Here is a 12,693-nt window from a genome sequence, read left to right on the forward strand (position 1 = left end):
GCCGCAACGACAAGCGCAAGCCCGAGCAGGCTGGAGAGGAAATGCGCACCTTCGACAATTGGCAGCGGCAGATAGTTGGAGAGAAATTCGAGGTTTTGATCGGGCGTCGGCGTCACGCTCGAAAAGATCAGCATGACGCCCAGAAGCAGCGCCAGTGCCGAAAGAAGCTGCGGCATCAGCCGCCCGCCGATACGCCGCACGCTGGAGGCCGCAGGATGATCCACGAAGCGGCGAAGCTCGGTCGCCGACACCGCAAGGATGGCAATCAGCAGCGGCAAGACGTGATAGATCAGGCGATAAAGAACCAGTGAGCCGAGAACGGCATCGATGTTCACCGCGCTGCCGAGTGAGGCGATGATGACAGTTTCAAAAACGCCAAGACCCGCCGGCACGTGGCTCAGCACGCCAAGCCCGACGGCAATCGCGTAGACCGCCAGAAACACCGGCCAACCGATCGCCGTTTGAGGCAGGAGCACGTAGAGCACCGAGGCGGAAGCCGCGATATCGAATGCGGTTACCAGGAACTGGCGCGACCAGGTGCGCGAATCCGGCAGGCGAAGCGCGATCGAACCGATTTCGATCACCCTGCCCTCGCGACCGACAATCATGAGAGAGCCGAGGATCGCCAGGATGACCGCCGCGACGATCCGAAGCCACAGGCCGCTGACATTGATCAGCGGCGCAATCTCATCGGCAATAACGAGAAGCGCGATTGCAGCCACAGCCGCAAGGCCGAGGCCGAAAGACAACGTCACGAAAGCAATGATCCGGCCGATATCCTCAGGCGAAATCCCAAGCCTCGTATAGGCACGGTAACGGATCGCCCCGCCTGACAATGCACCGAAACCGGCAGTATTGCCGACCGCATAGGCGCTGAAGGCGGTGAGCGCGACATGCGGAAAAGGCAGCCGCTTGCCGATATAGTCGATGGCGTTGAGATCGTAGAAAACGAGTGCCAGAAAGCTCAGGGCCGTGAAGAGCAAGGCGAGCAGGATCGAGCTCGGCCGGGTTGCCGCGAGGGCCTCGACGACGTCGTCATAGCGCACCTCATCGGTCAACTGCATGATCGCGTAGCCGACAAGGCAAAAAATGAGGAGCGTGGCAAGAGCCGTCAGAGGCGTGCGATAGCGCCGGAAAACTGCGCCGACGGAAAAACCCTCTTCCGTCTCTGAATTCTCTTCCAACTTGCCGTGACCCGACATTTATTACCTGCTGCAATTGCCAATTTGGCGGGAATCTCTTCTGAGAGACGTAACATACGCAACATGCAAGCTCTATGAACCATGTTGCGGCTACCCACACCCGCGCACTTGCCGCCTCCTTCATCCCCAATTGGGGCAAATTTGCGCAGCGCACAGGCGTGATCGCATTGCAATTTCGTAAGCTCTGCCTTGCATTGGAAGATCAGGCCGCCGGTTCGCCCCCGGCATGGGCTTGTGCCGCGTAACGCGCCGCAGCGACACTCGCATCAATGTCACGCTCGCCGGCGACCTGCACCGTCGGAACTGCGAATTCGATGCCGTTTTCCTTGAAGGCGTTGCGGATCATCGCCAGCGCATTGCGGCGGATGACGAACTGCTCGCCTGGCTTTGTCATCATCGAGAGCCGGATCTCGATTGCGAATTCGCCGAACTGTTCGACACCCTTCATCTTCAGAGTCTCGATGATATTCGGACCCCATTCCGGGTTATCGAGAAGTTGCTGGCCGATCTGCTTGATGATCTTCTTCGTCTTCACCAGGTCCGTATCATAAGTGACATTCAGGCTGATCTTGTCGATCGTCCAGTCGCGGTTGAGGTTTTTGACGGCCCCGAGTTCGCCGAAAGGCACCGTGGTCAGCGGCCCGCGGTGATGGCGGAGTTTGACGGAACGCAGGCTGAAGGCCTCGACCACGCCCTTGTGGCTGCCGCTTTCGATATATTCACCGATACGAAAAGCATCGTCCCACAGATAGAACATGCCACTGATGACATCCTTGACGATCGTTTGCGCGCCGAAACCAACCGCAACGCCAACAACACCGGCACCCGCAATCAATGGCCCGATCTCAATGCCGAGACCTGAGAGCACCATGAGAACGGCGATCACGACGATGACGACGGCAAGGATGTTACGGAAGATCGGCAGGAGCGTCTGCAGACGGGCACGCTTGACTTTTTCCTCATCGCTGACCGTACCGTCAGCGGGTGAATCCAGAAGCTTGCCGTCGATATAGGCCTTGACCAGATGCCAGAGCAGATCGGCCGCAAGCAGGATGACAATGCCGCCGATCGTGCCGCGCGCCACCCGGTCGATCATCGTCTCGTTTGACGTCATCATCGCAGCGGTTTCGACGCCGAGCATGCGTCCGAGCCAGATCGCGGCAAAGGCGATGATCAGAGCCCTTACACCGCGATCGAGCAAAACGGTCGCGATATGGCGCTTGGCAAGGAAGCCGGCTTCGGCCTGGTGGAAGGATTTGACTGCGAGCGTCGAGACGGCAAGTACCCGTGGCAACAGTATGAGATAGATGCAGACCCAGAGAAGCCAATCGAAGCTCAGGACCCAGATGCCCCAGAGCAGGGCGAAATAGAGGGTCAACAACCAGGTAGCCGCATGACCGCGCCGCGTTTCATTGCCCGGTCGCGACCAGACCGCTTCCGTAGCGATCAGGAATAGGCCGATACCAAGCACATAGCCGACCAGATAGCGTGTGGCCATCGAATAGCCGAGCGGTTCCATCGATTGGAGAACGGCCCAGCCGAAGACGAAATAGATGACGAACAGAATGCAGCGACGAAACCAGAATCGTGCGACGGCCGGATCAACCGCAACCGTCTCTCCCTCGCCGCGCGGCAGGGTGACAAGATCGACGATGACACCGCCGATGGAAACAGCGAAGCGCTGCACGACGACAGCGACCGCAATGGCAATCGCGATATTCAGGCTGATCGGCGGCCAGTTGAAGCTAATCAACGCAAGCCCGGTGGCAAGGCCGAAGACAATGGCCGGAATGACGCGCGCAGCAAGCCGCGTGCCCGTCATTTGCGCCGCCCGCTCCCGCCTTTCGCGCACGGCCCGTCGCACCAGGATTTCGACGACAAAACCGGTGATGAGGATAGCCAGAAATTGTGCGGCCATACGCAGCGAACCCGCGGCTCCCAACTCGCCCCAGAAGAGCGATGAGGCCCGCGTGATTTCGGATGGCAATGTCATCGCAGCACCCGAGACCATGGCGATATGCCGGCGGGCGTGCTGGAGGCGGCCCGACAATATCGACATTTCCTCGTTGTTGTCGGTCGAGGCTGCAGGCGCCGCCATTTGCGTCGCCATCCATTGCTTGACCTCCGGCGTCTGCATCAGCTCCATCATCTGCCGCACCTGGGCAGGCGGCGCGACGTCGGTGGAAGCTGCCGGCGTCGTTTGTGCGGAAACGGCGCCGAAAAGAGAAAACAGCATCATGATGCTGCAGATGCCGATCGCAGAAATTCGCCGCATGCCCGCCTCCGATGTTACAGGTCAGGCTTTTATGCAAGTGCCACAACGGAAAAGCCAGACGAACAAACGGTCTAGCTGAATACCGGCAAAAAGAAAGCCGCCTGCCTTTCGGCCGGCGGCTGACGTGAGAGAAATGCGCTTGCTTTACTTATGTGGTTTCTCGGCATGACCGCCGAAGCCGGCACGCATGGCCGAAAGCACCTTGTTGGCGAATTCGTCCTGGTCGCGCGAGGAGAAGCGGCCGTGAAGGGCTGCGCTGAGTACCGGCGTCGGCACGCTTTCATCGATCGCCGCCATGATCGTCCAGCGGCCCTCACCGGAGTCCGAAACGCGGCCGGCATATTGAGTAAGGACCGGGTCCTTGTGCAGCGCATCGGCCGTCAGATCGAGCAGCCACGAGGTGATGACACTGCCGCGGCGCCAGACTTCCGCAACTTCCGGCAGATTGAAATCGTACTGGTAGAATTCCGGATGGGAGAGCGGAGCCGTCTCGGCATCGGCCTCATGCGTCAGGGCGCCGACGTTGGCGTGTTTCAGGATGTTGAGGCCTTCGGCATAAGCGGCCATCAGACCGTATTCGATGCCGTTATGGACCATCTTGACGAAGTGGCCTGCGCCATGCGGGCCGCAATGAAGGAAACCCTGCTCGGCGGTGCTGAGAGCTGCAGCTTCCGGCGTGCGGTTCGGTGAGTTTTCCGCCGTGCCCGCACCTGGCGCCAGCGCTGCGAAGATGGGCGTCAGATGCTGCACGATGCCCTTCTCGCCACCGATCATCAGGCAATAGCCGCGCTCGAGGCCGAACACGCCGCCGCTGGTGCCGACGTCGACATAGTGGATGCCCTTGGTGATGAGCTCGGCGCCGCGGCGGATGTCGTCATGATAGTAGGAGTTGCCGCCGTCGATCAGGATATCGCCGTCATGGAGCAGCGGAACGATCGAGGCGATAACCTTGTCGGTGATCGCAGCCGGCAGCATCAGCCAGACTGCGCGCGGACGGGCAAGCTTCGAAACGAATTCTTCGAGCGAGCCGCTGCCCTCGGCACCGAGCCCAACGAGATCGGCGACGCTTTCCGGCTTGGCGTCATAGACCACACATTCGTGGCCGCCCCGCATCAAGCGCTGGACCATGTAATTGCCCATACGGCCCAAACCTACCATGCCAAGCTGCATCTGAAATCTCCTGGGATTTAATCGATATGATTCCGGAAATTAGCACCGGCATCGTGACAGGCAAGCGAAGTCTCTGTCACAAAGGCGAGTGCGTCTGCTACACCTTGCGTGGGGCTATGCCTTCCGCAGGTAGCAATCTGCCGTCTTGGAGCGCAATTCCAACCCTCCAAGAGAGATATAGCCGCCTCATCGGCGGCTACATGATCCAGCTCGGCATTAGTTTCAGCTGCATCGCCTAATTGCGGCTGGCCTCCCGTACCAGATGGACAATGCCTGTGGGGTTGAGGATCCAGCCACCGCGAAGATTGGGTGGCAGTGGCTCTATGGGATCGCAGCGCGGGACACCGGCCTTTTCCAGATACTCTGCAGCACGCTCGAAATCCGGCGTCATGAATTCCAGCCAAAGCTCGGCCTGGCTCATGGTCGCCACCCGGTCGATCCAAAGCCGGATCGGCCCAAGCTCGAAGGAAATATCGTCTCCTTCAATTTCCTTCAGCTTCACAATGTCGCGGTAGAAGGAAACGGTGGCTTCATACTGATGCGGCGGAACCTTCATCGCGACGTCGACGCCGCCGTAGATCAGATCGTTCATGACGCTCCCCCTCAACCTTCCTGCACCTTGGCCTGCTCACCCCGCATTTCGCTGAGGAACATGCCTTCGCGCAGATTGATGCCGTATTCGACAAAGGCCTTCATGCAGCAGAACATCTGCGTCCAGCCCTCGAGATTCTGGTAGGTTCCGCGCCGCCCCGGCTCATCCTCGCGCCAGCCATCCTCGGCGATGGTCACCATCGTGCCACCGTCGTCAAGCGGCTTGAAATTCATCTCTACGAGGGTCTTGTAAGCCTTCTTCTCCTCGTCCGTGGCGCCATCCCATCGCAGCACGATCTTGCTGTCGGGCACAAGCTCGACCACCTCGACCGGCACGTCTTTCCACCAGGTCACCGTCGTGCCCTCAACCAGGGGCGCGCTCGCCCCGCCCACAGTGGTGAAGTAACTCGAGAGTTTCTTTGGATTGACGACGGCATCGAAAACATCAGTCACCGGGCGGCCGATGCGGCCCGAGACGCGAATATTGAGGGACATGCGACTTCCTCCTCTTCTCCGTTGTGTCTGATCCAATTATGTTATAAAAACATAACATGTCAAGTGAATCGGACGATGACCCCATTTTCAAGGCGCTGGCGCATCGCCGCCGCCGCGATATTCTCGATCTTCTGAAGGAAGAACCGCGCACGACGGGCGCGCTTTGCGAAGCATTCCCGGAGATGGATCGCTGCACGGTCATGCAGCATCTGAAGGTGCTGGAGGAAGCCGATCTGGTGATTGCCAGGAAGGAGGGCCGAGAGCGCTGGAACCATCTGAACAGCCTGCCGATCAAACAGATTCACGACCGCTGGATCAGCGCCTATGCAGGCCATGCACTGTCGATTCTCGACCGGCTGAAGAGCGACCTCGAGGGTCCGTCGCACTAGCTTGCTGCGGCAATTAGAGGGAGAGGAACCATGCCGATATCCGGATCTGCCATCCGTCGCATGCGCCAACTGCGCAAGATGAAGCAGGAACATCTGGCGGAATTGCTTGGTGTCAATCAGGCAACCGTCTGCCGCTGGGAGCGCGGCATCCTGCCAGTCACCGTCGCTCAGGAAACACGGCTGGAAAGCATCTTCACAAGCAAATCATCCTCCACCGATGCCGCATTGAAACGTCTCGTCGAACATTCCCGGAGCAAGGTTCATCTTATCTGCGACCGCACCCACCGGCTTCTCGCAGCCTCCAGTGTACGGCAGAGCGAATGGCGCCTGCCGGTCTCCGATCTCCTGGACAGGTCTTTGCTCTCCTATGCGTCGCAGGAAATCGTGAAGACAGAGGGCGAACTCGCCGGCCTGGGCTGGCATGAAGGCCAAATGAATTCGCTGACACTGGAGACGGGCGCAAACGATAATCCGCACCTGCCCATCGTGGCCGGGCAGGTATTGTGGGAGCGCATCTTCCTGGCTGACGGCAGCGCCGCACGATTGGTTACGACACTCGACTGAGCCTGCAGATTTCCTGCATTCCGCTGCATAAATTATGCGTTGTCCCGCGAGAGCGGCCTTTGTTAGCGTCCGTCACCAACTGTCCGGAGATGCAGAATGACAATACTGGTGACGGGAAGCACAGGCCATCTGGGCGAAGCGCTGATGCGCACCTTGAGGGATCAAGGCCGTCAGATCCGCGGCATCGATATCAAACCCTCGCCTTTTACCGATATGACCGGATCGATTACCGATCCCGATTTCATCCGCCGTGCGATGACAGGCATCACCGCCATTATCCACGCCGCCACGCTGCACAAGCCGCATGTCGGAACACACGCCAACAAGGATTTCATCGACACCAACGTCGCGGGCACGATGAACCTTCTCGAGCAGGCAGTCGCGGTAGGCGTAACAAGCTTCGTTTTCACCAGCACCACCAGCGCTTTCGGAGCGGCCCTGCGCCCGGCCCCAGGCGAACCGGCCGCTTGGATCACCGAAGATGTTCTGCCCGTTGCCCGAAATATCTACGGCGTTACGAAGGTCGCAGCCGAAGGCATCTGCGAACTCTTCGCGCGCACCATGTCACTGCCCGTCGTCGTTCTGAGGACTTCGCGATTCTTCCCGGAAGATGACGACGATCCCGATATTCGCAACCGCTACTCCGCCGCCAACGCACAGGCCAACGAGTTGCTTTATCGGCGGGTCGATATCGAGGATGTGGTCGACGCCCATTTGCTGGCACTGGAAAGAGCGCCATCCATCCGCTTCGGTCGTTATGTCATTTCAGCGACGGCACCCTTCACCGAAGCCGATCTCGCCGACCTGCGCCGTGATGCGCGCGTGACGGTGAAGCGCCTTTTCCCCGACATGGCCGCACTTTACGCGGCGCACGGATGGACGATGTTTCCGAACTTCGACCGTGTCTATGTCAATGCGCTGGCCCGGCGGGAACTTGGCTGGCGCCCGAAGTACGACTTTCGGCACGTGCTCGATTGCCTGCGCGACGGCAGGGAATGGAGAAGTCCGCTCGCTATTCTCGTCGGCGCAAAGGGCTATCACGACCGGATTTTCGAGGATGGGCCTTACCCGCTGCAGCGCCGCTGATACGGACCGCGAGGCAGGCCCGTATGCACAAGAAGAACAGGGGATAATTGCAGACATCGCCGCGCTTGCCTCAGCTCTAGCCGATGGGGAAACGGGCGCCGAAGCGCCCGTTCTCAAGCTGCCTTGTCCCAGGCGGGAGCCAACCCTTCCGGGCTGACGATGCGACCATCGGGGTTCGCCAGCGCATGGATTGCAGACATTTCATCGGAAGAGAGTTCGAAATCGAAGATCGCCGCATTCTCCCGCGCGCGCTGTTCCGAGACGGTCTTGGAAAGCGCGATCACATCCTGCTGCACGATCCAGCGCAGTACAATCTGCGCGATCGACCTGCCATGCTTGGCGGCAATCGTCTTGAGCACTGTATCCTCGAATACCTTGCCGTCAGCCATGGCGTAATAGGCCGTCACCGACATATCGAGCTGCTTTGCAGCGCGCAGCACCGGCGTTTGATCGATATAGGGATGATACTCCACCTGGTTCGTCACGACTGGCAGACTGCTGAGCTTGACGGCCTCCCGCATCAGATCGGTATTGAAGTTCGACACGCCGATATGGCGCACCTTGCCCGCCTTCGCCACCTCGTTCAGTGCGCCGATCTGCTCGGCGAGCGGTACGGCCTGGTTCGGCCAATGAAGCAGCAGAAGGTCGACATAATCAGTCTTCAACTTCTTCAGGCTCTCGTCGACAGACGCAAGGAAGGCACCACGCTTGTAGTTCTCGACCCAGACCTTGGTCGTCAGGAAGATATCGCCGCGAGCGACGCCGGAGCGGCGAATGCCTTCGCCGACCTCGGCCTCGTTGCCGTAGATCTGCGCGGTGTCGATGTGGCGATAGCCATTGGCGAGCACGTGCGAGACCATGCGTTCGGCGTCGGGTCCCGGCACGCGGAATGTACCAAAGCCGAGGGCGGGGATGGCAGCGCCATTAGTGCTGACGAATTTCATGCTGTTTCCTTTCAAGTCTGAGAGATCAGGCCGCGCTACAGGCAGCGGCAGCATTCGGGATGGAGCGGCGGTCGAGCGCACCGCTCCTGATGGTGAGGCCTAGGGCAACGGTGACGAGCGCGGCAGCAACGAAGGGCGTGGCGCCCAGCCCGAAGCGGGATTCGACGACCAGACCGCCGATCCAGGCACCCATGGCGATGCCGAGGTTGAAGGCGGCGATATTGAGCGCCGAGGCGACATCGATGGCGTTCGGCTGCAGCTGGCGTGCAAGCTGCACGACATAGAGCTGCAGGCCGGGCACATTGGCGAAGGACAGGAAGCCGAGGATCGCAAGCGTCGGGATCGTCAGCCAGGGCGAGACAGCCGTGAAGCCGAAGAGCACCAGCACGAGTGCTTGAGCGATGAACAGGAAGGTCAGAGCCTTGACCGGATCACGGTTGGAGATGCGCCCGCCGACGACGTTGCCGACGGCAATCGCCACGCCATAGAGCATCAGGATCAGGCCGACGGCCGAGGAGGCAAAACCGGTAACTTGCTCGAGGATCGGCGCAAGGAAGGTGAAGGCAACAAAAGTGCCGCCATAACCGAGTGCCGTCATGGCATAAACGAGAAGCAGCCGCCCCGTGGCAAGTACGCGGATCTGTTCACCGATGCTGGCCGGCGGAGCCTTCTTGAGGTTCGAAGGCAGCAGGAAGGCAATGGCTGCGAAGGCAACGATACCGAGACCGGCAACGGCAGCAAAGGTGGTGCGCCAGCCGAAAGTCTGGCCAATGAACGTGCCGAGCGGAACGCCGGTGACGATCGCAACCGTCAGGCCCATGAACATCATCGCAATAGCCGACGCCCTTCGGTTCTCCGGCACAAGATCGGCAGCGATGGTGGAACCGACGGAAAAGAAGACGCCGTGCGCAAAGGCCGAGACGACGCGGGCAATCAGCAGCACTTCATAACCGGGGCTGAACGCCGCGATGATGTGACCGATAATGAAGAGCGCCATCAGCCCAAGCATGAGCGGCTTGCGCTCGATCCGTCCGGTCAGTGCCGTCAGGATAGGTGCGCCGAAGGTAACGCCCAGCGCATAGACGCTGACGATGAGGCCGGCGAGCGGCAGGGTGATGTGAAGGTCGGTGGCAACCGTCGGCAGCAGGCCGACGATGACGAATTCCGTCGTGCCGATCGCGTAAGCCGCAATCGTCAATGCAAAGAGAGCGAGTGGCATGAGAGTGACCCGATGATTGGTTCTTGTTCGGGTCGGAATATGGGCGTGGCGCACTTCCTCGATAATTGCCTATAATAGCTCAACAGTTGTGAATTGAATTCAAGATAGGAAACGGATGGATAACCGCATCGGCGAGATGGATGTTTTCGTGCAGGTGGCCGAACTGCAAAGCTTCTCGGCCGCTGGCCGCAAGCTCAAGCTTTCGCCCTCCGCCGTCAGCAAGCTCGTCACCCGGCTCGAGGACCGTCTCGGCACGCGTCTTCTGGTGCGCACGACCCGCGCCCTGCAACTGACGCCAGAAGGCGAAATCTATCTCGAACGCTCCCGACGCATCCTCGCTGACATCGAGGAAACGGAACGCGCCGTCGCAGCAGGCGGCACGACGGTGGCTCGAGGACGCCTGCGCGTGAGCACCTCGGTCGCCTTTGGCGTTCGCTACATCGTGCCGCTGGTGCCCGATTTCCTGAAGCTTTATCCCGAGGTCGACCTCGACCTCGCGCTCAGCGATGGCATTATAGATATCATCGGCGAACGCGCCGACATCGCCATCCGTTCGGGCGCCTTGCGCGATTCCTCACTGAAGGCGCGCAAGCTCCTCGAAAGCCGCCGCGTTATCGTTGCCTCACCCGGCTATCTGAAACGGCAAGGCATCCCGGAAAGCCCTGAGGATCTCGTTCGTCACAACTGCCTGACCTTCAGCTTCCGCGCGACCTCGGAGGAATGGCCATTCCGCAATCCCGAAAATGGCGGTCGCTTCTCGAGACCCGTCTTTGGCAACCTCGAAACCAACAATGGACCAACGGCTCGCAGCCTTTGCCTCGCCGGCCTTGGCCTTGCTCGTGTCGGCCAGTTCCATGTGCAGCCGGATATCGATGCCGGAACGCTGGTGCCCGTATTGGAAACCTATAATCCTGAAGATATCGAACTCATTCACGCCGTTTATCCCGGTCACGAACATCTTGCCGCACGTATCCGGGCCTTCATCGATTTCCTGGTCGAGAACATTCATTGAGGAAGACCTCCGTCATTCCCCTTTCACGGCTCAACGATAGCGAGCGCTCCATGCCGATAGAAATCCATCCGCCGCGCCAAAGCTGGGCCGACGACTTCGCAAGTTTGAAGCGGGCGATCCGGCGCGCAGCACCCGCCGGCGCCGCACTCCATCACATCGGCTCCACCGCCGTGCCCGGACTTGTCGCAAAGGATATCATCGACATCCAGGTGAGTGTCGATGCTCTTGAGCTGGTCGATAGAACAGCGTTCGAACGCGAGGGGTTCGAGAGCCGCTCGATCGTAACCGATCACTGTCCACCAGGTCTCGATCTGGCAGATGGCGAGCTGAGAAAGCTGTATTTCAAAAACAGGGGCCGGCCCGCGAATATCCATGTTCGTGAAAGGGGCCGCTTCAACCAGCGCTATCCGCTTTTATGCCGGGATTTCCTGCGCGCTCATCCGACGGCAGCAGCAGCCTACGGGCTGATCAAGCAACGCCTCGCCGGCTTTTTCCCTGACAGTGCCGAAGCCTATTACGATATCAAGGATCCGGTTTTCGATATCATCATGGAGGGTGCCTACGACTGGGCAAAGCTCACCGGCTGGAGTGAACCACCAGGCGACTGAAAGCGGGACTTGTCGGGAAATATCAGCGCCGGCCAAGAAGAGCCCGCCGACGAGAGATAAAGCGCGATCCACACAACCGGTGGAAACTTTCGATCCTGGGCGCCTACGAAAGTAGGTGGGCGCCGTATGTCCAGACCCACGAGCCCGGACAGGGACAGCTCCCTAAGGATCGGGTATGGCCCCGAGGATTCATTGTTCCTGTCGAGAAGCACAGACCGCGTGAGCGAATATAGGGACATTTGCAGCACCGCACCAGTGGGGCAGCACCGCTCTCCCAAATTAATTAAGCTCGGCCGGCGTACGGCCGTTCAGCTTGTCGGTAATGCCCTGAATACGGCTCGTGACCTCCGAAAGCGCCACTGCAATGCCTTCTTCCGTGCGAGCGGTGGCGGCAATTACCGTGTCCCGGTTGCTGCGGAGCGACTCCAACTCCGATTCCAGCCCGGCAACGCGTCGCGTCAGCTCCGAGATCTCGTCCATCACCATGATGCCGGCCATGACGGTGATCCTGAGATCGCCGATTTCGCCGAACTGACCCTTGAGATGGCCGACATAACGGTCGAAACGAACTGCGAGGTCGGTCAGATGATCTTCCTGCCCCTCTTCGCAGGCCATGCGATAGGCCTTGCCGTCGATCGTAACCGTTACCTGCGCCATGTCATCATGTCCTCTTAGCGGTCAAGAACCGCGCGGATCGTTTCCATCGCCGTCACCAGACGCCGCGAAACCTCGCGATTGACCTCTTCCAGCCGGTTCGCGCGGAATTCGGCCTGGTCGAGCTCCTGGGCAAGGCGAGAGCGGTCGGCATGCACGCGGCGGACTTCGCCTTCGATCTCGCCCTGCTCACGCTGGCGCTCGATGCGCATGTCGACGGCATTCTCGAGGCCCGAGATTGCCTGTTTGAGCTCCGTAAGCGCAGCTTCGATGATGTTGCCATTAGGCGTCATGTCTTTTCCGGTTCCCCGCACAAGACCCGCGAATCGGCCTCTGTCGCCGACCCTGTATTTTCAAGAGGATATGCAGCTAGGCTGGAGCGCGTCAATAAAGCCCCTCGGCTACCCCCTGCCCTATTCTGTGGATGAGCGATTTACACAAGCCTGTCACACAAGATTCGTCTTTTGTAAAACTTGACGGTCAA

General features: G+C 59.8%; 13 protein-coding genes, 1 other RNA gene and 1 pseudogene. 5 read left to right on the forward strand and 10 right to left on the reverse strand.

The features are described from left to right. From FHX06_RS29105 to FHX06_RS29125, 5 genes and pseudogenes are all read right to left on the reverse strand, one after another. Window positions 1-1,202, reverse strand: a pseudogene (locus FHX06_RS29105) (lysylphosphatidylglycerol synthase domain-containing protein); the annotation flags it as partial. Between the two features lie 202 nt (window positions 1,203-1,404). Further along, window positions 1,405-3,477, reverse strand: a complete 2,073-nt coding sequence (locus FHX06_RS29110; RefSeq protein WP_183881783.1) for a mechanosensitive ion channel family protein — start codon at window positions 3,475-3,477, stop codon at window positions 1,405-1,407. 144 nt (window positions 3,478-3,621) lie between these two features. Next, window positions 3,622-4,647, reverse strand: coding sequence for a phosphogluconate dehydrogenase (NAD(+)-dependent, decarboxylating) (gnd, locus tag FHX06_RS29115; RefSeq protein ID WP_112968846.1), 1,026 nt, complete (start codon window positions 4,645-4,647; stop codon window positions 3,622-3,624). A gap of 235 nt (window positions 4,648-4,882) precedes the next feature. Beyond that, window positions 4,883-5,239, reverse strand: a complete 357-nt coding sequence (locus FHX06_RS29120; protein ID WP_113015560.1) for a hypothetical protein — start codon at window positions 5,237-5,239, stop codon at window positions 4,883-4,885. Window positions 5,240-5,250: 11 nt separating this feature from the next. Further along, window positions 5,251-5,733: an SRPBCC domain-containing protein gene (locus FHX06_RS29125; RefSeq protein WP_113015559.1), complete on the reverse strand. Its 483-nt coding sequence runs from the start codon at window positions 5,731-5,733 to the stop codon at window positions 5,251-5,253. A gap of 56 nt (window positions 5,734-5,789) precedes the next feature. On the opposite strand from FHX06_RS29125, the gene FHX06_RS29130 reads away from it, so the two are divergent. The 3 genes from FHX06_RS29130 (at window position 5,790) to FHX06_RS29140 (ending at window position 7,772) form a co-directional block, all read left to right on the forward strand. Beyond that, window positions 5,790-6,122 (forward strand): ArsR/SmtB family transcription factor, encoded by a 333-nt coding sequence (locus tag FHX06_RS29130; protein WP_112545056.1) that lies wholly within the window; start codon window positions 5,790-5,792, stop codon window positions 6,120-6,122. Window positions 6,123-6,152: 30 nt separating this feature from the next. After that, window positions 6,153-6,686: a multiprotein-bridging factor 1 family protein gene (locus FHX06_RS29135; RefSeq protein ID WP_113213265.1), complete on the forward strand. Its 534-nt coding sequence runs from the start codon at window positions 6,153-6,155 to the stop codon at window positions 6,684-6,686. Window positions 6,687-6,782: 96 nt separating this feature from the next. Next, a complete protein-coding gene (locus tag FHX06_RS29140; protein ID WP_113015557.1) occupies window positions 6,783-7,772 on the forward strand; it encodes an NAD-dependent epimerase/dehydratase family protein in 990 nt (329 codons plus the stop codon). Window positions 7,773-7,885: 113 nt separating this feature from the next. Here the strand turns inward: FHX06_RS29140 and FHX06_RS29145 are convergent, their stop codons facing one another. Next, a complete protein-coding gene (locus FHX06_RS29145; RefSeq protein ID WP_183881785.1) occupies window positions 7,886-8,716 on the reverse strand; it encodes an aldo/keto reductase in 831 nt (276 codons plus the stop codon). Between the two features lie 25 nt (window positions 8,717-8,741). Continuing rightward, on the reverse strand, window positions 8,742-9,935 hold the full coding sequence (locus FHX06_RS29150; RefSeq protein ID WP_183881788.1) for an MFS transporter: 1,194 nt from the start codon (window positions 9,933-9,935) through the stop codon (window positions 8,742-8,744). A 115-nt stretch (window positions 9,936-10,050) separates the two neighbouring features. Between FHX06_RS29150 and FHX06_RS29155 the strand changes: the two genes are divergently transcribed. Further along, window positions 10,051-10,947, forward strand: coding sequence for a LysR family transcriptional regulator (locus tag FHX06_RS29155; RefSeq protein WP_113213262.1), 897 nt, complete (start codon window positions 10,051-10,053; stop codon window positions 10,945-10,947). Further along, entirely contained in the window at window positions 10,944-11,555 is a 612-nt protein-coding gene (locus FHX06_RS29160; protein ID WP_246715684.1) for a GrpB family protein, read from the forward strand. The genes FHX06_RS29155 and FHX06_RS29160 overlap by 4 nt, the downstream gene beginning before the upstream one ends. A 61-nt stretch (window positions 11,556-11,616) precedes the next feature. Here FHX06_RS29160 and ssrS read toward each other — a convergent pair. The 3 genes from ssrS to FHX06_RS29175 form a co-directional block, all read right to left on the reverse strand. Further along, window positions 11,617-11,775, reverse strand: a non-coding RNA gene (gene ssrS, locus FHX06_RS29165) — 6S RNA. A 59-nt stretch (window positions 11,776-11,834) separates the two neighbouring features. Then, on the reverse strand, window positions 11,835-12,212 hold the full coding sequence (locus FHX06_RS29170) for a cell division protein ZapA (protein ID WP_113015555.1): 378 nt from the start codon (window positions 12,210-12,212) through the stop codon (window positions 11,835-11,837). A gap of 14 nt (window positions 12,213-12,226) precedes the next feature. Continuing rightward, entirely contained in the window at window positions 12,227-12,502 is a 276-nt protein-coding gene (locus tag FHX06_RS29175) for a DUF4164 domain-containing protein (RefSeq protein WP_112545050.1), read from the reverse strand. Window positions 12,503-12,693: the final 191 nt, after the last annotated feature.

This window comes from Rhizobium sp. BK512 (genome assembly GCF_014194915.1).
Lineage (GTDB): Bacteria > Pseudomonadota > Alphaproteobacteria > Rhizobiales > Rhizobiaceae > Rhizobium.